The following is an 18,796-nucleotide window of genomic DNA, read 5'->3' as shown; positions in this document are numbered from 1 at the left end:
TGATAGCTGGTAGCGCTTTATCCGCGGGCGCTAGAGGCCGATTTCATTCAATTTTTTCTACCACGCAGAAACTTGCGGCGTAGTCGCTCTCGTCGGTCAGGCTCAGGTGGCAGAGCAGGCGGCGCTCGTCAAACCACTGTGCCAGCGCCGCGTGCAGGCGCACGGCGGGGCGCCCGCCCGGCAGGTTCAGGATTTCGCAGGAGCGCCAGGTCATGGGCATGACCATGCCGAGCCCGACCGCCTTGGAAAACGCCTCCTTGGCGGAAAACCGGGTGGCAAGATAGCGCACGCCGCGCTCTGGCCAGCGGCGGCTGCGTGCCTGCCAGACGGCGAGCTCCGCGTCGCAGAGGATTCTTTGCGCAAAGCGCTCGCCATGGCGCTGCAGGCTCGCCTGGATACGGCGCACGTCGCAGATGTCGGTGCCTATGCCGTAGATCATGTCCGCGCCGGTCTGCCGCCCAGGGCGGCGACGGCCTGCTCCAGATTGCGCCGCGCGGGCAGCTCCAGCAGCATGCGAAAGTAGGGCGTGCCGTAGATCGTGTCGCGCCCGAGGAATTGGCGCAGCAGCGCACGGCGCTTGCGCCGGTAGAGCCAGCTCGGCACCCAGGCGTATTCCTCGCGGATCTGCGCTTCGTACTGTGCATAGCGCTCGGGCGAGGCGCCGAGGATGCCCAGGTCGATGTCTACCATCCACAGGCCGTCGGCCGTGGCCGGCTGCGCCGCGTGGCAGGTGTCCATCACCAGGGCGTGCACGCGCGCGCACACCTGCTCGGGCGCGCCGTGCTCTATGAGCGCCTGCGCGGCCCAGTCGGCGCTGCGCCGCTCGTTGTCGGATGCGCGCACCTCGTAGATCGCGTCATGGAACCACAGCGCAATCGCCAGTTCGGCCGGTCGCTCGGGCAGGCTCCAGACCGACTCCAGCGCCCTGAGGCACTGCTGCAGATGGCCGAGTGCGTGGTACTTGCGCTCCGGCCCGCCCCAGGCGGCCAGCAGCTTGCCGCGCAGCTGCTCGTCGGCCGCGCCCGAGGGCAGGCCAAGCTGCTGCCAGGCCGTGCTCCAGCTGTGCTGCAGCAGCTCGTGCACCGCGTTCACCGCGCTGGCCCTGCGGCGCGCTCGGCCATGCCGCGGTCCATGCAGGCCAGGTAGGCCTGCACCGCACGCTCGTAGCCGAGCTCCAGCGCGTCGGAGATGAAGGCATGGCCAATGGACACTTCGAGCAGGCCCGGCACGCGCGCGACGAAGGCGGCGAGGTTGTGCAGATTGAGGTCGTGCCCGGCGTTCACGCCCAGGCCCGCCTGCAGCGCCGCGTGCGCCGCCTCGGCATAGCGCTGCAGCTGCGCCTCCTGCCCGGGCGTGCCCCAGGCGGCGGCATAGGGCTCGGTGTAGAGCTCGATGCGGTCGGCGCCCACGGCGCGCGCCGGCGCCATCTGCGCCGCGACCGGGTCCATGAACAGGCTCACGCGCACGCCCAGCGCATGGCATTCGGCGATCAGCGGGCGCAGGCGCTCTGCGTCCTCGGGGAAGCTCCAGCCATGGTCGCTGGTGAACTGGTCTTCGCTGTCGGGCACGAAGGTGGCCTGGCTGGGGCGCACCTGGCGAATGAAGTCCATCAGGTTCTGCGTCGGATTGCCCTCGATGTTGTACTCGGCCCCCGGCCAGTCGCGCAGCAGCGCGGCCAGATCGGCCACGTCCTGCGCGCGGATGTGGCGCCCGTCGGGGCGCGGGTGCACGGTGATGCCGTGAGCACCGGCGCGCAGACAGGCCCGGGCGGCGGTGAGCACGCTGGGTATGCCCAGGTGGCGCGTATTGCGCACCAGGGCGACCTTGTTGACATTGACCGACAGCGCGGTCGCGGGGCTGGGGCTCATAACGATTGCAGGTCCATCAGAAGCTGGCGCGTGCGCAGCAGGGGCGAGCCACAATGGTATTGCAGCAGCGCGCGCAACTGCGGCTTGAGCTCTGCGGCCACTGGCGCGCAGACGCGCAGCATGGCAAGCAGGGGCTGGGCCTGGCCAAACGCCTGCTCCAGTTGCTGCCAGCGCTGGCCCTCGAGCGCACCGCGCTCGCCGGCCAGCGCCGGGCGCAAACCGGCCTCGGCCACGAGCACAAAGGCCGACTGCGCGGGCAGCGGCGCGCCGGTGGCGGTTTCCTCGTCCAACCGCGGCAGCAGGCCGAGCGCGCGCAGAAGCAGCAGCTCGAAGGCGCGCAGGGCCGGCTCCAGCACCTCGCCGTGTGCGCCGGCCAGCAGCTGCACCGCGCCCGCATACAGGTCGAACAGCCGCGGCTGCGGGTCGTCGCGCGCCAGCAGGCGCAGCAGCAGCTCATTGAGGTAGAGCCCTGAGAGCAGCGCTTCGCCCACAGGCATCACATGCCCGCCCATCCATTCGGCCGCCCTGAGCGTCTGCACCTCGGCCGCCGCGCTCACGCCCCAGGCCAGGCGCAGCGGCATGAGCGAGAGCAGCACCGGCCGAAAGCCCGAGGTGGGCTTCTTCGCGCCCTTGGCCAGCAGCGCCACGCGCCCGTGGTGGCGGCTGAACACTTCCAGGATCAGGCTCGATTCACTGAAGGCATGGCTGTGCAGGATGTAGGCGGGCTCATCGGTGATGCGGCGTGTGGCCATGGGGCTGTGCGTGCAAGAGCTGGTGCGCTGCCGGGCGGATGCAGCGGCGCGCCTCACTCGTAACCGAAGGAGCGCACGCGCGCCGCGTCGTCGGCCCAGCCCGAGCGCACCTTGACCCACAGCTCGAGAAAGACCTTGGCCTGCATCAGGCGCTCGAGCTCCTGGCGCGCCTCCGAGCCTATGCGCTTGAGCCGCTCGCCCTTGTCGCCGATCACCATGGCCTTGTGGCTGTCGCGCTCGACGACGATGGTCGCCGCAATGCGCACGAATCGGCCGTGGCGCGGGCTGGGTTCTTCCTTGAACTGGTCTACTACCACGGTGGAGGTATAGGGAAGCTCATCCCCGGTCAGGCGAAAGAGTTTCTCACGCACCGTCTCGCTGACCAGGAAGCGCTCGTTGCGGTCGGTCAGCTCGTCCTCGGCATGCCACCAGGGCTGCTCGGGCAGGTAGCGCTCGACCAGGTCGAGCAGGCGTTCGACGTCGGCCGGCTTGCGCGCAGACATGGGCACGAACTCGGCAAAGGGATGGCGCTCCTGCATGCTCTTGAGCCAGGGCGCGATCTCGGCGCGCCGGTGCACGGTGTCGAGCTTGTTGGCCACGAGCAGCGCGGGAATGTCGCTCTTGAGCAGGCTCAGCACCGTCGCGTCCTGCAGCGAGAAACTGCCCGCCTCGACCACGAAGAGCACCAGGTCCACGTCGTTCACCGCGCCCAGCACCGCCTTGTTCAGCGACTTGTTCAGCGCCGAGCCGTGGCGCGTCTGAAAGCCCGGCGTGTCGACAAACACGAACTGCGCCCTGCCGCGCGTGCGTATGCCCATGATGCGATGGCGCGTGGTCTGCGCCTTGCGGCTGGTGATGGAAATCTTCTGCCCTACCAGCGCATTGATCAGCGTCGATTTGCCCACATTGGGCTTGCCCACGATGGCAATCAGCCCGCAGCGCTGGCCAGCAGCGTCGGGCTCTGGCGCCTGGGTATCGCTCATTGGCCTGCCTTCAAACGTTGCAACATGGCCTTGGCCGCCTCCTGCTCGGCCGCGCGCCGGGTGGCGCCCTGTCCGCGTTCGCTCAGCGACCGTTCGGCCACTTCGCAGTCCACTTCAAAGACCTGGTGGTGCGCCGCACCGCTGGTGGCCACCACGCTGTAGCGCGGCAACTGCATGCGCCGCCCCTGCAGCCATTCCTGCAGCGCGGTCTTGGCGTCCTTGGCCGAAGCCTGCAGCTGGCCGTCCAAGCGCACGCCCTCGAACAAGCGCCCGACCAGGGCGGTGGCGCCGTCGTAGCCGGCATCAAGAAACACCGCGCCGATCAGCGCCTCGACCGCATCGGCCAGGATGGACGGGCGCTCGCGCCCGCCCGAGCGGGCCTCGCCCTCGCCCAGGCGCAGCACCGGCGGCAGTTGCAGGCGCAGGGCAATGCGGTGCAGCGAATCCTGGCGCACCAGCAGCGCGCGCACGCGCGAGAGCTCGCCCTCGGGTAGCTGCTGCATGCGGGTGTACAAAAGCGTGGAAACCGCCAGCTCCAGCACCGCGTCGCCCAGGAACTCCAGGCGTTCGTTGTGCTCGGCGCCGTGGCTGCGATGGGTGAGCGCCCGCAGCAGCAGCCCCGTGTCGGCAAACCGGTGCTGCAGCCGCTGCTGCAAGGCGTCAAGAAGCTCGCTGGGCACTAATTGACCGAATCCTGGAAGCGGTAGACGAGGTAGGCCGGCCCGAACAGCGCGATTTCGCGCTCGTACTTGAAGCTCACCACGATCTTGTCGTTGCGCTTGGTGACTTCCAGGTCCTTGCCGGAGATGGATGAAATATCGTCGATCGCGGCAGCGCGATCGAATGCCGCGCGGATGCCGGCCACGCTCGATTCCTCGCGCGCCGCTTTGGTCGCGGCCTTCTTGATCGCCTGGTATTCAAGCAGGATGGGCACCGACTGTCCGCCGACAGCAAAGGCCGCTACCGCAAACACACCGATGAAGATCACGCCAAGAAACGACAAGCCCCTTTGCTTGCCCACCAGTGCATTGCGCTGCTTCACCATGGCCCCTCCTTCAGTCAAATGAACCGATGCGCTTAAGGTTACCGAAATTCATCCAGACAAAAAAGGCCTTGCCCACGATGTTCTCTTCCGGCACGAACCCCCAGTAGCGCGAATCGAGCGAATTATCCCGGTTGTCGCCCATCATGAAATACTGACCCTCGGGCACCTTGCAGACCACGCCTTCGACGCTGTAGTTGCAATGGTCGCGGTATTTGAACTGGCTCGCGCCCTGGATGAAGGCCGGCACGTCCTTGTTCACGATGATGTTGTGCGTGTGCGTGCCCAGCTGCTCCTGGCGCTGCGTGAAGTAGCGCATCGCATCCTGGTCGAAGAATTCGGGCAGTTCCTTGATCGCCACCTCCTGGCCATTGATGCTCAGGCGCTTGTTCAGATAAGCCACCTCGTCGCCCGGCACCCCGACCACCCGCTTGATGTAGTCCAGGCTGGGCTGGGGCGGATAGCGAAACACCATGACGTCGCCGCGCTGGGGCGCATTGCCCTGGGTGATGCGCGTGTTGAATACCGGCAGGCGCAGGCCATAGGTGAATTTGTTGACCAGGATGAGGTCGCCCACGAGCAGGGTCGGAATCATCGAGCCCGAGGGAATCTTGAACGGCTCGAACAGGAAGGAGCGCAGCAGGAAGACCGCGGCAATCACCGGAAAGAGCCCCGCCGTCCAGTCCAGCCACCAGGGCTGGGCCAGCAGGCGCGCGCGCGCTTCGCGGCTGTCGGATTCGTCCGTCTTGGCGATGCCCATGCGGTCGAGCTCGGCGCGCCGCTGTGCGGCCGCAGCCTCCAGCGCCTCGGCAGCGCGCCGGCGCCGGGGCAGAAAGTACCAGCGCTCGGCCACCCAGTACAGCCCGGTGACCAGCGTGGCCAGCATCAGCAGCAGCGCGAAATTGCCTTCGATGGAGCCCAGGTACCAGGCGACGATGTAGGCAACGAAGGCCGCCAGGATGACGGCCGTGATGGCGGGAATGGCGCGCATGAAGTTCAATCCTCCACTTGCAGGATGGCGAGAAACGCTTCCTGCGGAACCTCGACCGAGCCGATCTGCTTCATGCGCTTCTTGCCGGCCTTCTGCTTTTCCAGCAGCTTTCTCTTGCGCGAGATGTCGCCGCCATAGCACTTGGCCAGCACGTTCTTGCGCAAGGCCTTGACCGTCTCGCGTGCAATGATGTTGGCGCCGATCGCGGCCTGTATGGCCACGTCGAACATCTGGCGGCTGATGATCTCGCGCATCTTGGCCACCACCGCCCGGCCGCGAAACTGCGCCTGGCTGCGGTGCACGATGATCGACAGCGCATCGACCTTCTCGCCGTTGAGCAGGATGTCCACCTTGACCACGTCCGAAGCGCGGTACTCCTTGAACTCATAGTCCATCGAGGCATAGCCGCGCGAGATCGACTTGAGCTTGTCGAAGAAGTCCAGCACGATCTCGCCCAGCGGCAGCTCATAGGTCAGCATCACCTGGCGGCCGTGGTATTGCATGTTCAGCTGGATGCCGCGCTTCTGGTTGGCCAGCGTCATCACGGGCCCCACATAGTCCTGCGGCATGTACAGATGCACCGTGACGATGGGCTCGCGCACCTCCTCGATATGGCCCTGGTCGGGCATCTTCGAGGGGTTTTCCACGTGGATCAGCTCGCCGTCGCCCTTGAGCACCTCATACACCACGCTGGGCGCGGTCGTGATCAAGTCCTGATCGAACTCGCGCTCCAGGCGCTCCTGCACGATCTCCATGTGCAGCAAACCCAGAAAGCCGCAGCGAAAGCCGAAGCCCAGCGCCTGGCTGACCTCGGGCTCGTAATGCAGCGAGGCGTCGTTGAGCTGGAGTTTTTCCAGCGCGTCGCGCAACTGGTCGTATTGGTTGGCCTCGGTCGGATAAAGCCCGGCAAAGACCTGGGGTTGGACCTCCTTGAAACCGGGCAACGCCTGGGTAGCGGGTCCTGCGTTGTTGGGCAGCTTTTTTTCAAGCGTGATGGTGTCTCCCACCTTGGCCGCCTTGAGCTCCTTGATGCCGCAGATGACGTAGCCCACCTCGCCCGCACGCAAGACCTCGCGCAGCTGCTGGGCCGGGGTGAACACGCCGATCTGGTTGGCCTCGTAGGCCGCGCCCGTGGCCATGAGCTTGATGCGCTCGCCCTTGCGCAGTTGGCCATCGACCATGCGCACCAGCATGACCACGCCGACGTAGCTGTCGAACCACGAGTCGATGATCATCGCGCGCAGCGGCCCATCGGCATCGCCCCGGGGCGGCGGCACCTTGGCGACCACCGCCTCCAGGATGTCGTCTATGCCCAGCCCAGTCTTGGCGGAACACGGAATCGCGTCGCTCGCATCGATGCCGATCACGTCCTCGATCTCGGCCTTGGCGTTGTCCGGATCGGCCTGCGGCAGATCCATCTTGTTCAGGACCGGCAACACCTCCACGCCCAGGTCCAGCGCGGTGTAGCAATTGGCCACGGTCTGCGCTTCCACGCCCTGGCTCGCGTCCACCACCAGCAGCGCGCCCTCGCAGGCCGAAAGCGAGCGGCTCACCTCATAGGAGAAGTCCACATGGCCCGGGGTGTCGATCAGGTTCAAGTTGTAGATCTGGCCATCTCTGGCCTGGTATTGCAGCGCCGCGGTCTGGGCCTTGATGGTGATGCCGCGCTCCTTTTCGATCTCCATGGAATCGAGCACCTGCGCCTGCATCTCGCGCTCCTGCAGGCCGCCGCAGCGCTGGATGATGCGGTCGGCCAGCGTCGACTTGCCGTGGTCGATGTGCGCAATGATGGAAAAATTCCTGATGTGTTTCATCCGACAACCGAAATGAGGCCGCGCCGGCCCGCCAGAGGCCATAAAAAAAGGCGCGTCAGCGATGCGACGCGCCCCCGGACCAACCGGCATCTGCGTAAAGTTGGGAAGCCATTGTAGCGGGGCGGGGGCGGCACGCCTGGCGCGCCGCAGCGCCGGATTTTACCGGCCGCCCCTTCACTTGTCGGGCCGAATCAGCGCGTACTGCGCCCATTCGCCGCGCCGAAACATCACGCTGAGCGGCTTCTTGCGGTCGGCCTTGGCCAGTGCCGCTTCAAAATCCTTGAGCGTATGCACGTCGCTCGTGCCCAGCGCCACGATCACGTCGTCCGGCTTGAGCCCGGCGCGCGCAGCGGGGCCATCGACGGAGACGACGCGCACGCCGCCCTTGAGGCGCAGCTCGCGCGCCTGCTCGGCCGTGATCTCGGCCACGCTCAAGCCCCATTGCTGCGCCGCTGCCGAAGGTTTTTCCTTCGGGCTTTCCTCGTCGTCGGCGCGCTCCGCCTCATCGGCATCGGCCTTGAGCTCGGCCACCGTGACATTCAGCTCGCGCGCGGCGCCGCGGTGCCAGACGGTGATGGCCGCGCGCGTGCCGGGCTTGGTGTTGCCCACCATGCGCGGCAGGTCGGAGACCTTCTCGACCGCCTTGCCGTCGTATTGCGTGATCACGTCCCCGGCCTGGATGCCGGCCTTCTCTGCGGGCGAGCCGACTTCGACGCCGCGCACCAGCGCGCCCTGCGCCTTGGCAAGACCCATGGATTCGGCGATCTCGCGCGTCACCGGCTCGATCTGCACGCCGATGCGCCCGCGGCTGACGCGCCCGCTGGCGCGCAACTGGTCGCTCACGCGCATGGCCTCGTCGATCGGAATCGCAAAGGAAATGCCCATGAAACCGCCCGAGCGCGAATAGATCTGGCTGTTGATGCCGACCACCTCGCCGCGCATGTTGATCAAGGGCCCGCCCGAGTTGCCCGGGTTGATGGCCACGTCGGTCTGGATGAAGGGCAGATAGTCGCCGGTGTCGCGCTGCTTGGCGCTGACGATGCCCGCGGTGACCGTGTTCTCCAGCCCGAAGGGCGAGCCGATGGCCATCACCCATTCGCCCACCTTCAGGCGGGTGACGTCGCCGATCTTGACCGCCGGCAGGCCGCTGGCGTCGATCTTGACCACGGCCACGTCAGAGCGCTTGTCCGCACCCACGAGCTTGGCCTTGAATTCGCGCTTGTCGGTGAGCGTCACCAGCAGCTCGTCGGCGCCCTCGACCACGTGGGCGTTGGTCATCACGTAGCCGTCCGCCGTCAGAATGAAGCCCGAGCCCACGCCGCGCGGCTGCTCCTGCGGCCCGCCGGGGCGCTGGCCGCGCCGGCGCGGCATGTTCGGAATCGGAATGCCGAAACGCCGGAAGAACTCCAGCATGTCCTCGTCCATGCCCTCCGGGGCGCCCTCGCTCCTGGCCTTCTCCAGCGTGCGGATGTTCACCACCGAGGGGCCGACCAGCTCGACGAGCTCGGTGAAATCGGGCAGACCGCGCACCACCGGCGCCGACTGCGCCTGCACCGGCAGCGGCATCAGCGCGAAACTGGAGCCGGCGAGCAGCGGCACGGCCAGGGCCAGTGCCAGCGAGCGGGCCCGCTGGCCTGCGTGGGTGCGCAAATTCATCGTCATGTCCTCATTCGGGGTTCGGGCGGCACGCAAGAGCGCGCAGAGCCGGTGCGGCCGCACAAAGAGAGCGCGCGGCAAGATTCAAGGGCGCGCCCCGGATTCCAGCGAAGCGTTGCGAAACAGCGGTTCGCGCATGATCACGCTCATGCCGTTGTTGCGTCCGGTCTGGCGCATGATTTCATCGAGGCGCGGGTCGCGAATGATGTTCTGCTCGTTCACGACCAGGGCCGATGCCACCGTGGCTGGCGCGCCCGCTGCGGGCAACTGCGCATGCGCGAGCTGCGCCCCTTGCTGGGCGCCGCCCAGGCTGCCATAGGCGGTCCAGCCCAGCGCCACGGCCGCGGTCAAGGAGGCAAAACCTGCCGCCAGCCGCCAGTGCCACAGCGAAGCGTTGGCCGCTTCGCGCTGCGTCTGATCCAGGCGCGCGACGGGCGCGGCCACGGCACGCGGGCCCAGGGCAAGCGTCTCCTGCGCGAGCTGCGCGCGCAGGCGCTGCAGCATGTTCGCGTCGAGCGTGGGCGCCACCGGCACACCACGCATCACGTCGCCAATCACGTGGTAAGCCTGCCAGGCCGCGCGGCCCGACTCGGAGCCCGCATAGGCCAGCACCTCGGCGCATTCATGCTCCGCCAGCTCGCCGTCAGCCAGAGCCGACAGGCGTTCGTACATAGCATCTTGCTCAATCATGGCCTTGTCCCGATTCTGTCTCCAACTGTCACCATCCAGACCTCTACCAGCGCTTGCCCGTGCGTTGCTCCAGCAGGGGCTTGACCTTGGCCGAGATCGCTTCACGTGCGCGAAAGATCCGCGAGCGCACGGTGCCTATGGGGCAGGCCATGGCCTGCGCGATCTCTTCGTAGCTCAAGCCTTCGATTTCGCGCAGCGTCACCGCCTGGCGCAACTCGGCCGGCAAGGCCTCCAGCGCCGCATTCACGGCCTGCGCCACTTCCTGCGCCGCCAGCACCGTCTCCGGTGTTTCGCCGGTCGTTAGTTCGCGGGTGAACACGGAAGTTTCATCGTCTTCGTCGGAGGCCTTGCGCAGCGCACTTTCGGTGATGAGCGGATCGCGCTTGAGGTCCATCAGCGTCTTCTTCGCGGTATTGACGGCTATGCGATACAACCAGGTATAAAACTGCGCATCCCCGCGAAACTGGTGCAGCGCCCGATAGGCGCGCAAAAAGGTTTCCTGGGCGATGTCCTGCACCAGGTCGACGTCGCGCACCATGCGGCCGATCAGGCGCTCGATGCGGCGCTGGTACTTGATCACCAGCAGCTCGTAGGCGCGCTGGTCGCCCGCGACGGTGCGCTCGACCAGCTGCATGTCGCTGTTGACCGGCGTCTCGGGGGCGTCTTCGCCGCTCATGTGCGGCCCTCGGGCGCCATGACCGGCGCCGGCACTGCGGCCGCACGCGCCTGTGCGCCCCCGGCAAACACCGCCCTGCGCAGGGCCGACCAGCCCTGAGCCGGGCCGCGGTGCTGCAGCCAAAGCCATTGCGCTGCCCTGCCCTGCGGCCTCACGCGCACCAACATCAGGCGCTGCAAATCCAGGCAAACCTCGGGCGCGCCGCAGGGCACGGCGTCGCCGCCTTCGCCACACAGCAGCCACTGCTGCGTGTCCCACTGCAAAACGCCGCTTGCACCGGCCCGCCACCAGCGCCAGGCCAGCAGCGCGCTGGCCAGCCAGACCAGCGCGCCCGCCAGGGCCGCGGCCGCGCTCGGCGCCTGGGACAGCCGCCAGGCGAGCAGCAGCGCCAGCCCGCCCGTCGAGAGCGTGAGCGCAGCCACGCCCGCCGATGCAGCGGGGGCAAGAGGGCAGGAGGCAGCCGGGGCCTGATGGCAAATGCGTGCGGACATCAACTCAGGCCCGCGCAGCGCCCCGGGCCAAGGGGCTCATACACGCCGAAATACCAGCGTGCCGTTGGTTCCACCAAAACCGAAGTTGTTCTTGAGCGCGACCTTGACCGGCATGTCGCGCGCCGTGTTGGCGCAGTAGTCCAGGTCGCACTCGGGATCCTGGTTGAGCAGATTGATCGTGGGCGGCACTTTTTGCTCGTGCAAGCTCAGCACGGTGAACACGCTCTCTATGCCGCCGGCGCCGCCCAGCAGATGCCCGGTCATGGACTTGGTCGAGCTCACCACCAGCTTGCGCGCCGCATCGCCCAGCGCCGCCTTGATCGCATTGGTTTCGTTGACGTCGCCCAGCGGGGTGGAGGTGCCGTGGGCGTTGAGGTAGTCGACCTCGTCGGCATTGACTCCGGCGTTGTGCAGCGCTGCCAGCATGGCGCGCCGGGGGCCGTCCATGTTCGGCGCGGTCATGTGACCGGCGTCGGCGCTCATGCCGTAGCCCGAGAGCTCGGCATACATCTTCGCGCCGCGCGCCTTGGCATGCTCGTATTCCTCGAGCACCAGCACGCCCGCGCCTTCGCCAAGCACGAAGCCGTCGCGGTCCTTGTCCCAGGGGCGCGAGGCACCTTCGGGGTCGTCGTTGCGCGTGGACAGCGCGCGCATCGCGGCAAAGCCACCCACGCCCAGCGGCGAGACCGTCGCTTCGGTGCCGCCGGCGACGATCACGTCGGCATCGCCATATTCAATCTTGCGCGCCGCCTCCCCTATGCAGTGCAGGCCGGTCGTGCAGGCCGTGACCACCGAGAGGTTGGGGCCCTTGAAGCCAAAGCGCATGGACACATGCCCGGCCACCATGTTGATGATGGACGCGGGCACGAAAAACGGCGTGATGCGCCGCGGCCCGCGCGCCGCGAGCTCGGCGTGCGTGTTCTCGATCAGCGGCAGCCCGCCTATGCCGGACCCGACGATGCAGCCTATGCGCACCGCCAGCTCCTCGCTCAGCGCGTCGCCCACGGGCAGGCCGGCGTCGCGCACCGCCTCCTCGGCCGCGGCGATGCCGTAGTGGATGAAGGTATCCATGGTGCGCGCCTCCTTGGATGTCATGTAGGCATCCAGGTCGAAGCCCTTGACCTCGCCGGCGATGCGGCAGGCGAAGGCGGAGGCGTCAAAGCGCGTGATGGGGCCGATACCGGAGCGGCCAGCCAGAATGTTGGCCCAGGCCTCACGCACCGTGTTTCCCACGGGGGTGACGCAACCCAGGCCGGTCACGACGACGCGACGTCGGCTCATGCGTTCAGCTTTCCAAAATGAGAACTGCCCGGCCCCGGCACCATGCAGGGTGGCAGCAGGGGCGTTTAAGCCTTCTGGTGGGTATTGGCGTAGTCGATGGCGTTTTGCACCGTCGTGATCTTTTCCGCGTCTTCGTCGGGGATCTCGATGCCGAATTCGTCTTCCAGTGCCATCACCAGTTCGACCGTGTCCAGCGAGTCGGCACCGAGGTCGGCCACGAAAGCCTTTTCATTGGTGACCTGGGACTCTTCCACGCCGAGCTGCTCGGCGATGATCTTCTTGACACGTGCTTCGATATCGCTCATGGGGGGTTCCGTCTTGGGGTTGTGAACAAATCGGAGATTCTAGCCGCACGGCATATGGCCGCAGCCTGCCCGCCGGGCGGCGCCCGGCGCCCCGTCCTACATGTACATGCCGCCGTTGACGTGCAGCTCCTGCCCGGTGACGTAGCCGGCCTCTGGGCTGGCCAGATAGGCCACGGCGTGGGCGACGTCCTCTGGACTGCCCAGGCGCCCCAGGGGAATCTGGCCGAGCAGCGCCTTGTGCTGCTCCTCGGGCAGGCCGGCGGTCATGTCGGTGGCGATGAAACCCGGCGCCACGCAGTTGACCGTGATGCCGCGGCTGGCCAGCTCGCGCGCCAGCGCACGCGTCATGCCGGCCACGCCCGCCTTGGCAGCCGCGTAATTGGCCTGGCCCGGGTTGCCCGAGGCGCCGACCACGCTGGTGATGCTGATGATGCGGCCGTTGCGCTGCTTCATCATCGGGCGGATCGCCGCGCGGCTGACGCGAAACACCGCCTTGAGGTTGGTGTCCATCACCGCGTCCCAGTCTTCGTCCTTCATGCGCATGGCCAGCTGGTCGCGCGTGATGCCGGCGTTGTTCACCAGCACGTGCAGGCCGCCATGCGTCTTGACGATGGCGTCGATGGCGGCGTCGACCGCCGCTGCCTCGGTCACGTCCAGCACCACGCCCTGGCCGCCGTGCGGCGCCAGCGCCTGGCCGATGCGCGCCGCGCCCTCGCTCGATGTCGCCGTGCCCACGACCAGCATGCCACGCCGGGCCAGCTCCGCAGCGACGGCCGCGCCTATGCCGCGGGTAGCGCCGGTAACAAGCGCGATGCGCGCAGATGCGGGGGTGTTCATGCAAGCAACTCCTTGACTTCGGCCAGCGACACGGGGTCGTGCAGGCTGGCGGCCACCAGTGCGGCGTCGATGCGCTTGACCATGCCGCTCAACGCCTTGCCCGGACCGCATTCGATGATGTGGCTGGCGCCGCGTGCGCTCAGCGCCTGCACGCACTGCACCCAGCGCACCGGCCCGAAGGCCTGGCGGTAGAGCGCATCGCGGATCGCCTCGGGCTCGTGCTGCACCGCCACATCGACGTTGTTGACCACGTCAATCTGCGGCGGCGCCAGGCTCAGCTCGGCGAGCGCCTGGCGCAGTTTTTCCGCCGCCGGCTTCATCAGGCTGGAGTGAAACGGCGCCGACACCGGCAGCGTGAGCGCGCGTTTGGCGCCCATGGTCTTGAGCAGCTCGCAGCCGCGGGCCACGCCCTCGCGCGTACCTGCGATCACCGTCTGCGCCGGGTCGTTGAAGTTCACCGCTTCCACCACCTCGCCCGAGCCGGCGGGAAACGCCTCGCTGGCCTGGCGGCAGCCCGCCTCCACCTGCTCGGCCGGCAGGCCCAGGATGGCGGCCATCGCGCCCGCGCCGACCGGCACCGCGTCCTGCATCGCCTGAGCGCGCAGGCGCACCAGGGGCGCGGCCTGCGCCAGGCTGAGCACGCCGGCGGCCACGAGGGCGCTGTATTCGCCCAGCGAATGCCCCGCCAGCGCCACCGGCAGGGCGCCGCCTTCGGCGCGCCACACGCGCCAGGCGGCGACGCCGGCGACCAGCATCACCGGCTGGGTGTTGGTGGTGAGCGCCAGCTGTTCCTTGGGCCCGTTGTGGATCAGCGCGCCGATGTCTTCATGCAGCGCCTCGGACGCTTCGGCCAGCGTCTGCGCCACCACCGGGTGATCGCCCCAGGCGTCGAGCATGCCCACCGACTGCGAGCCCTGACCGGGAAAGACAAAAGCAAATGTGACTGCCATATCAGTTAAGCATCAAATCCGGCTGTAACGCTTGTCCAGCAAGCGCAAGCAGCTACATTTTTACAAGCAACGAACCCCAGGTGAAGCCGCCGCCCACGCCTTCGATCAGGACTTGATGGCCCGGCTGGATCTGGCCGGCGCGCACCGCATGGTCCAGCGCCAGCGGAATCGAGGCGGCCGAGGTATTGCCATGCTCGCCCACGGTGACCACGACCTTTTCCATCGGCAGGTGCAGCCGGCGCGCAGCGCTTTGCATGATGCGGATATTGGCCTGGTGCGGCACCAGCCAGTCCACTTCGGACTCGGCGACGCCGGCCTTCTCCAGCGTGGCGTGGGCGGTCTTTTCAAGCACGCTCACCGCCAGCTTGAACACCGCCTGCCCGTCCATCTTGAGCAGCGGATCCCCGAGTACCGCTCCGCCCGAGACATGGCCGGGCACGCACAGCAGGCCGACGTGCTGGCCGTCGGCGTTCAAGTCGCTGGCCAGGATGCCCGGCGTATCGCTCGCCTGCAGCACCACCGCGCCAGCGCCGTCGCCAAACAGCACGCAGGTAGTGCGGTCGGAAAAATCGAGAATGCGACTGAAAACCTCGGCGCCGACGACCAGAGCGCAACGCGCGCTTCCTGCCTGCACCATGGCGTCGGCCACGGCCAGCGCGTACACAAAGCCGGTGCACACCGCCTGCACGTCGAAGGCCGGGCAGCCGGCAATGCCCAGCTTGTGCTGCAGGATGCAGGCCGTGGAGGGAAAGACCATGTCCGGCGTGGACGTGGCGACGATGATCAGGTCGATGTCGTCGGCGCCCAGGCCCGCCGCCTCCAGCGCCTTGCGCGCCGCGTGCTCGGCCAGGTCGCTGCTGCTGACCTCGGGTTCGGCGAAGTGGCGCGCATGGATGCCGGTGCGCTCGACGATCCATTCGTCGGAAGTCTCTACCCCCTGGCGCGCCAGTTGCGCGGCAAGCTCATCGTTGCTGACTCGGCGGGGCGGCAGATGGCTGCCCGTGCCGACTATGCGTGAATAGCGTCTCATCAAAGTCCTGGCGAGGCGGTGGTCTCAAGGGCCGTTTCTGCGGCAGCCAGCAAGGGTGCCGCGCGAGCGACCTGGCCGCGCACTTGCGCCAGCAGGTCATTGCGCGCCGCATCATACGCGCGCACCAGCGCCTGCTCGAAGGCCAGCGCATCGGCCGAACCATGGCTCTTGAACACCAGGCCGCGCAGCCCGAGCAGGGCGGCGCCGTTGTAACGCCGGTGATCCATGCGCCTTTTGAGCGCAGATAGCACCGGATAGGCGACGATCGCCGCAAATTTGGTAAAAATGCTGCGCGAGAACTCTTCCTTCATGAAGCCGCCAATCATCGAGGCCAGCCCCTCTATGGTCTTGAGCGCGACATTGCCGACAAAGCCGTCGCAGACCACGATGTCGGCCACGCCGCGGAAGATGTCGTTGCCCTCGACATTGCCGATGAAGTTCAGATCGCCGCGCGCGCCGGCCGTGCGCAGCAGCTCGGCGGCCTGCTTGATGAGTTCGCTGCCCTTGATCGCCTCCTCGCCGACGTTAAGCAGGCCTACCGTGGGGCGCGGCTCGCCCTTGAGCACCGCCACCAGGGCCGAGCCCATGATGGCGAACTGCAGCAGGTTCTCGGCGCTGCAATCGACGTTGGCGCCCAGATCGAGCACCGTCGTGGCGCCTCCCCGGGCATTGGGGATCTGCGTGGCGATGGCCGGGCGGTCTATGCCCTCCAGGGTCTTGAGCAGGTAGCGCGCGGTCGCCATCAGCGCGCCGGTATTGCCCGCGGAGACGGCCGCCTGGGCGGCGCCGTCCTTGACCTGCTGGATGGCCACGCGCATGGACGAATCCTTCTTGCGGCGCAGCGCCACCTCCACCGAATCGTCCATCGCTACCACCTCGCTGGCGGCCACCGCGTGCGCGCGCGCGTGGCTCAGCGCCTGCACCTGCGGCAACTGGCCTACCAGCAGCAATTGCGCGTCTTCATGCGCCTCCAGAAAGCGGCGGCAGGCCGCGAGCGTCACCTGCGGTCCATGGTCGCCACCCATGCAATCGACTGCCAGGGTAATCATCGTGTGTTCGTGTTTGCAATGGCGGCGATTGTGTCACTTGCAAGCGGCTGCACCAAAAACGACAAGGGCCCGCGCTACCCTGAGGTAGCAGCGGGCCCCGGCAGTTGCGCTGGGCCGCAGCGGGCGATCAGAGCTCGCCGTCGTCGCCCTTGGCCTTGATGACCTGGCGGCCGCGGTAGTAGCCGTTGGGGCTGATGTGGTGGCGCAGATGCACTTCGCCCGTGGTTGGCTCGAGCGCCGTGCCCGGCGTCTTGAGCGCGTTGTGCGAGCGGTGCATGCCCCGCTTGGAGGGGGACTTCTTGTTTTGCTGAACAGCCATGGTGCGAGATCCTGATGTCTTGGGGTAACTGAAGCGGCGCGCCCAGCCCGGCCGCAAACTCAGCAGGCTTACGCGAAACCGGCGATTATAAATGAAACGCCCCGAGCGTCCACGCTCATTTGCCCGGGGCGCGCAGCTTGAAGTTGGCCAGGGCGGCAAAGGGGTTGGCCGCCGCGGGTGCGGCGCTCTCTTGCAGCTCTTCTTCGCCGACCGACATCTTGAGCTCGACCGGGCATTCCTCGTGGCGCGGCACCAGGGGCAGATCGAGCAGCAATTCGTCCTCGATCAGCTCGTGCAGGTCGAACTCGCGCGAGAGCACGAGCAGATCCTCTTCGCTGTCGTTGTCCTGCTCCAGGGCGCTGGCCTCATCGGGGACGAAGCGAAACCAGCGCTGCACCTGCAGCGGCACATCCACGTTGCCCAGGCAGCGTTGGCACACCAGGGGCAGCTCGGCCGTGGCCTGCAACTGCAGCCAGACGGCGGGCGGCAGGCCGGCGCGCTCGCGCAGTTCGCCGTGCGCCGTCCAGTCCACACGCAAGTCGGGGTGCAGCTTGTGCGCCATCTGCGCCAGGCGTTTGTAGCGCAGCAGCGTGTCGTGCCCCGACAGCTGCGCGCCGGCCTGCGCGAAGGCCTTCACATCCAGCCGGTCTGCAGAGAACGCCTTGCTCATGCAGGCAGTGTAAGAGAATCGCCCGATGACGCAAACCGCCCTTCACCCGCCCGCGCTCATCCTGGCGTCGACCTCGCGCTACCGGCGCGAACTGCTGCAGCGCCTGCGCCTGGAGTTCAGCGTCCTGGCCCCTGAAGTCGATGAAACTCCGCAGGCGGGCGAAGCGCCTGCGGCGCTCGCGCTGCGGCTCGCCCGGGCCAAGGCGCAGGCGGTGGCCGCGCGCGAGCCGCAGGCGCTGGTGATCGGCTCCGACCAGGTGGCCGACCTCGCCGGCGAGCCCCTGGGCAAGCCCGGCACGCACGAGCGCGCGCTGCGGCAGCTGCAGCGCATGAGCGGGCAGACTGTGGTGTTTCACACCGCCGTCGCCCTCGCCTGCCAGGCCAGTGGCCTGCTGCAGACCGACCTGGCCAGCGTGCGCGTGCGCTTTCGCACATTGCAGGCGGACGAGATCGAGCGCTACCTGCGCGCCGAAACCCCTTACGACTGCGCCGGCAGCGCCAAGAGCGAGGGCCTGGGCATTGCGCTGCTGGAGGCCATCGACAGCGACGACCCCACGGCCCTCGTCGGCCTGCCGCTGATCCGCGTGGCCCGACTGCTGCGCGCCGCCGGTGTGCGCCTGCCATGAGCGCGCCCGCCCTGCCAGGCACGCTCTACCTGGTGCCCGCGCCGCTGGACTTCGGCTGCACGCCCCAGGCGCCGCTGACCGAGGTGCTGCCCCAGGCGACGATGGTGCGCGCCGCCGCGCTCAGCCACTGGGTCTGCGAGAACGCCAAGAGCTGCCGCGCCTACCTCAAGCGCCTGGCCGAGCACCAGGCGCTGGCCTGCCCGCTGCAGATGCAAAGCATCACCGAGCTGCCGCACGCGGTGCACAAGAAGGGCGACCACGTCGGCGGCTTTGACGCGCGCGCTCTGCTCGCGCCGCTGCTGCAAGGCCACGACCTGGGCCTGGTGAGCGAAGCCGGCATGCCGGCGGTGGCCGACCCGGGCAGCGCGCTGGTGCGCGCCGCGCACGATGCGGGCATCAGCGTGGTGCCGCTGGTCGGCCCGGTGTCGCTGCTGCTGGCGCTGGCGGCCAGCGGGCTGAACGGGCAGAACTTCGCCTTCGTCGGCTACCTGCCGCAGCAGGCCGAGGCGCGCGCTCAGCGCATTCGCCAGCTCGAGTCGCTGGCCCTCAGGCAGGGACAGACCCAGCTTTTCATCGAAACGCCCTACCGCAACGCCGCGCTGTGGCAGGCGCTGGTGCAGCAGCTGCAGGGCAGCACCCGGCTGGCGCTGGCCAGCGGCCTGACCCTGGCCCAGGCGCGCGTGCGCAGCATGCCGGTGGCCGCCTGGCGCAGCCAGGGCGCGGCAGACATCGGGCGCCTGCCCACGGTCTTTGCGATAGGAGCCTGA

Annotated in this window: 23 protein-coding genes; 2 read left to right on the top strand and 21 right to left on the bottom strand. The window is 67.9% G+C overall.

Going from position 1 to position 18,796, the window contains the following annotated elements; translation table 11 throughout:
* Positions 1–43: 43 nt before the first annotated feature.
* From acpS to KUD94_RS00550, 21 genes are all read right to left on the bottom strand, one after another.
* On the bottom strand, positions 44–439 hold the full coding sequence (gene acpS / locus KUD94_RS00650; protein WP_218238006.1) for a holo-ACP synthase: 396 nt from the start codon (positions 437–439) through the stop codon (positions 44–46).
* Entirely contained in the window at positions 436–1,092 is a 657-nt protein-coding gene (locus KUD94_RS00645) for an N-methyl-D-aspartate receptor NMDAR2C subunit (protein WP_255568924.1), read from the bottom strand. The genes acpS and KUD94_RS00645 overlap by 4 nt, the downstream gene beginning before the upstream one ends.
* Positions 1,089–1,868 carry a pyridoxine 5'-phosphate synthase gene (locus tag KUD94_RS00640; RefSeq protein ID WP_218238005.1) on the bottom strand — a complete coding sequence of 260 codons (780 nt, stop codon included), beginning with the start codon at positions 1,866–1,868 and terminating at the stop codon, positions 1,089–1,091. Before KUD94_RS00640 ends, KUD94_RS00645 begins: the two co-directional genes overlap by 4 nt.
* Complete coding sequence (gene recO, locus KUD94_RS00635; RefSeq protein WP_218238004.1) at positions 1,865–2,620, bottom strand: DNA repair protein RecO; 756 nt, start codon at positions 2,618–2,620, stop codon at positions 1,865–1,867. The genes KUD94_RS00640 and recO overlap by 4 nt, the downstream gene beginning before the upstream one ends.
* 53 nt (positions 2,621–2,673) lie before the next feature.
* A complete protein-coding gene (gene era, locus KUD94_RS00630; protein WP_218238003.1) occupies positions 2,674–3,603 on the bottom strand; it encodes a GTPase Era in 930 nt (309 codons plus the stop codon).
* Positions 3,600–4,283 carry a ribonuclease III gene (gene rnc / locus KUD94_RS00625; protein WP_218238002.1) on the bottom strand — a complete coding sequence of 228 codons (684 nt, stop codon included), beginning with the start codon at positions 4,281–4,283 and terminating at the stop codon, positions 3,600–3,602. The genes era and rnc overlap by 4 nt, the downstream gene beginning before the upstream one ends.
* Positions 4,283–4,648 carry a DUF4845 domain-containing protein gene (locus KUD94_RS00620; protein ID WP_218238001.1) on the bottom strand — a complete coding sequence of 122 codons (366 nt, stop codon included), beginning with the start codon at positions 4,646–4,648 and terminating at the stop codon, positions 4,283–4,285. Before KUD94_RS00620 ends, rnc begins: the two co-directional genes overlap by 1 nt.
* Before the next feature lie 10 nt (positions 4,649–4,658).
* Positions 4,659–5,636 carry a signal peptidase I gene (gene lepB / locus KUD94_RS00615; RefSeq protein ID WP_218238000.1) on the bottom strand — a complete coding sequence of 326 codons (978 nt, stop codon included), beginning with the start codon at positions 5,634–5,636 and terminating at the stop codon, positions 4,659–4,661.
* A 5-nt stretch (positions 5,637–5,641) separates the two neighbouring features.
* Positions 5,642–7,450 carry a translation elongation factor 4 gene (gene lepA / locus KUD94_RS00610; RefSeq protein WP_218237999.1) on the bottom strand — a complete coding sequence of 603 codons (1,809 nt, stop codon included), beginning with the start codon at positions 7,448–7,450 and terminating at the stop codon, positions 5,642–5,644.
* Between the two features lie 174 nt (positions 7,451–7,624).
* Entirely contained in the window at positions 7,625–9,106 is a 1,482-nt protein-coding gene (locus KUD94_RS00605; protein ID WP_218237998.1) for a DegQ family serine endoprotease, read from the bottom strand.
* Positions 9,107–9,190: 84 nt separating this feature from the next.
* On the bottom strand, positions 9,191–9,796 hold the full coding sequence (locus KUD94_RS00600; RefSeq protein ID WP_218237997.1) for a sigma-E factor negative regulatory protein: 606 nt from the start codon (positions 9,794–9,796) through the stop codon (positions 9,191–9,193).
* A 43-nt stretch (positions 9,797–9,839) separates the two neighbouring features.
* Complete coding sequence (gene rpoE / locus KUD94_RS00595) at positions 9,840–10,472, bottom strand: RNA polymerase sigma factor RpoE (RefSeq protein ID WP_218237996.1); 633 nt, start codon at positions 10,470–10,472, stop codon at positions 9,840–9,842.
* On the bottom strand, positions 10,469–10,894 hold the full coding sequence (locus KUD94_RS00590) for a hypothetical protein (RefSeq protein WP_218237995.1): 426 nt from the start codon (positions 10,892–10,894) through the stop codon (positions 10,469–10,471). The genes rpoE and KUD94_RS00590 overlap by 4 nt, the downstream gene beginning before the upstream one ends.
* 105 nt (positions 10,895–10,999) lie before the next feature.
* Positions 11,000–12,244 (bottom strand): beta-ketoacyl-ACP synthase II, encoded by a 1,245-nt coding sequence (fabF, locus tag KUD94_RS00585; protein ID WP_218237994.1) that lies wholly within the window; start codon positions 12,242–12,244, stop codon positions 11,000–11,002.
* Positions 12,245–12,309: 65 nt separating this feature from the next.
* Complete coding sequence (gene acpP / locus KUD94_RS00580) at positions 12,310–12,549, bottom strand: acyl carrier protein (RefSeq protein ID WP_003058049.1); 240 nt, start codon at positions 12,547–12,549, stop codon at positions 12,310–12,312.
* A gap of 96 nt (positions 12,550–12,645) precedes the next feature.
* Positions 12,646–13,386: a 3-oxoacyl-ACP reductase FabG gene (fabG, locus tag KUD94_RS00575; RefSeq protein ID WP_218237993.1), complete on the bottom strand. Its 741-nt coding sequence runs from the start codon at positions 13,384–13,386 to the stop codon at positions 12,646–12,648.
* Positions 13,383–14,336: an ACP S-malonyltransferase gene (fabD, locus tag KUD94_RS00570; RefSeq protein WP_218237992.1), complete on the bottom strand. Its 954-nt coding sequence runs from the start codon at positions 14,334–14,336 to the stop codon at positions 13,383–13,385. Before fabD ends, fabG begins: the two co-directional genes overlap by 4 nt.
* Positions 14,337–14,388: 52 nt before the next feature.
* Positions 14,389–15,366: a beta-ketoacyl-ACP synthase III gene (locus KUD94_RS00565; RefSeq protein WP_218237991.1), complete on the bottom strand. Its 978-nt coding sequence runs from the start codon at positions 15,364–15,366 to the stop codon at positions 14,389–14,391.
* Positions 15,366–16,415 (bottom strand): phosphate acyltransferase PlsX, encoded by a 1,050-nt coding sequence (gene plsX, locus KUD94_RS00560; protein ID WP_218237990.1) that lies wholly within the window; start codon positions 16,413–16,415, stop codon positions 15,366–15,368. The genes KUD94_RS00565 and plsX overlap by 1 nt, the downstream gene beginning before the upstream one ends.
* A gap of 127 nt (positions 16,416–16,542) precedes the next feature.
* The gene (gene rpmF / locus KUD94_RS00555; protein WP_218237989.1) at positions 16,543–16,734 is read right to left on the bottom strand and encodes a 50S ribosomal protein L32; all 192 of its coding nucleotides are present in this window, start codon (positions 16,732–16,734) and stop codon (positions 16,543–16,545) included.
* 115 nt (positions 16,735–16,849) lie between these two features.
* Positions 16,850–17,404: a YceD family protein gene (locus tag KUD94_RS00550; RefSeq protein ID WP_218237988.1), complete on the bottom strand. Its 555-nt coding sequence runs from the start codon at positions 17,402–17,404 to the stop codon at positions 16,850–16,852.
* 25 nt (positions 17,405–17,429) lie between these two features.
* On the opposite strand from KUD94_RS00550, the gene KUD94_RS00545 reads away from it, so the two are divergent.
* Together KUD94_RS00545 and KUD94_RS00540 are read left to right on the top strand one after the other, a co-directional pair.
* Complete coding sequence (locus KUD94_RS00545) at positions 17,430–18,029, top strand: Maf family nucleotide pyrophosphatase (RefSeq protein ID WP_218237987.1); 600 nt, start codon at positions 17,430–17,432, stop codon at positions 18,027–18,029.
* A complete protein-coding gene (locus tag KUD94_RS00540; RefSeq protein WP_218237986.1) occupies positions 18,026–18,796 on the top strand; it encodes an SAM-dependent methyltransferase in 771 nt (256 codons plus the stop codon). The genes KUD94_RS00545 and KUD94_RS00540 overlap by 4 nt, the downstream gene beginning before the upstream one ends.

Origin of the sequence: Comamonas sp. NLF-1-9 (assembly GCF_019195435.1) — a bacterium.
Taxonomy (GTDB): domain Bacteria; phylum Pseudomonadota; class Gammaproteobacteria; order Burkholderiales; family Burkholderiaceae_C; genus Comamonas_C.
This window is presented reverse-complemented; position numbering and strand designations above follow the sequence as displayed.

Excerpts from the sequence above, each read along its gene's own strand:
- acpS (WP_218238006.1), bottom strand. The coding sequence starts at position 439 with ATGATCTACGGCATAGGCACCGACATCTGCGACGTGCGCCGTATCCAG.
- KUD94_RS00640 (WP_218238005.1), bottom strand. The coding sequence starts at position 1,868 with ATGAGCCCCAGCCCCGCGACCGCGCTGTCGGTCAATGTCAACAAGGTC.
- recO (WP_218238004.1), bottom strand. The coding sequence starts at position 2,620 with ATGGCCACACGCCGCATCACCGATGAGCCCGCCTACATCCTGCACAGC.
- era (WP_218238003.1), bottom strand. The coding sequence starts at position 3,603 with ATGAGCGATACCCAGGCGCCAGAGCCCGACGCTGCTGGCCAGCGCTGC.
- KUD94_RS00620 (WP_218238001.1), bottom strand. The coding sequence starts at position 4,648 with ATGGTGAAGCAGCGCAATGCACTGGTGGGCAAGCAAAGGGGCTTGTCG.
- lepB (WP_218238000.1), bottom strand. The coding sequence starts at position 5,636 with ATGCGCGCCATTCCCGCCATCACGGCCGTCATCCTGGCGGCCTTCGTT.
- lepA (WP_218237999.1), bottom strand. The coding sequence starts at position 7,450 with ATGAAACACATCAGGAATTTTTCCATCATTGCGCACATCGACCACGGC.
- KUD94_RS00605 (WP_218237998.1), bottom strand. The coding sequence starts at position 9,106 with ATGAATTTGCGCACCCACGCAGGCCAGCGGGCCCGCTCGCTGGCACTG.
- KUD94_RS00600 (WP_218237997.1), bottom strand. The coding sequence starts at position 9,796 with ATGATTGAGCAAGATGCTATGTACGAACGCCTGTCGGCTCTGGCTGAC.
- rpoE (WP_218237996.1), bottom strand. The coding sequence starts at position 10,472 with ATGAGCGGCGAAGACGCCCCCGAGACGCCGGTCAACAGCGACATGCAG.
- fabF (WP_218237994.1), bottom strand. The coding sequence starts at position 12,244 with ATGAGCCGACGTCGCGTCGTCGTGACCGGCCTGGGTTGCGTCACCCCC.
- acpP (WP_003058049.1), bottom strand. The coding sequence starts at position 12,549 with ATGAGCGATATCGAAGCACGTGTCAAGAAGATCATCGCCGAGCAGCTC.
- fabG (WP_218237993.1), bottom strand. The coding sequence starts at position 13,386 with ATGAACACCCCCGCATCTGCGCGCATCGCGCTTGTTACCGGCGCTACC.
- fabD (WP_218237992.1), bottom strand. The coding sequence starts at position 14,336 with ATGGCAGTCACATTTGCTTTTGTCTTTCCCGGTCAGGGCTCGCAGTCG.
- KUD94_RS00565 (WP_218237991.1), bottom strand. The coding sequence starts at position 15,366 with ATGAGACGCTATTCACGCATAGTCGGCACGGGCAGCCATCTGCCGCCC.
- plsX (WP_218237990.1), bottom strand. The coding sequence starts at position 16,415 with ATGATTACCCTGGCAGTCGATTGCATGGGTGGCGACCATGGACCGCAG.
- rpmF (WP_218237989.1), bottom strand. The coding sequence starts at position 16,734 with ATGGCTGTTCAGCAAAACAAGAAGTCCCCCTCCAAGCGGGGCATGCAC.
- KUD94_RS00550 (WP_218237988.1), bottom strand. The coding sequence starts at position 17,404 with ATGAGCAAGGCGTTCTCTGCAGACCGGCTGGATGTGAAGGCCTTCGCG.
- KUD94_RS00545 (WP_218237987.1), top strand. The coding sequence starts at position 17,430 with ATGACGCAAACCGCCCTTCACCCGCCCGCGCTCATCCTGGCGTCGACC.
- KUD94_RS00540 (WP_218237986.1), top strand. The coding sequence starts at position 18,026 with ATGAGCGCGCCCGCCCTGCCAGGCACGCTCTACCTGGTGCCCGCGCCG.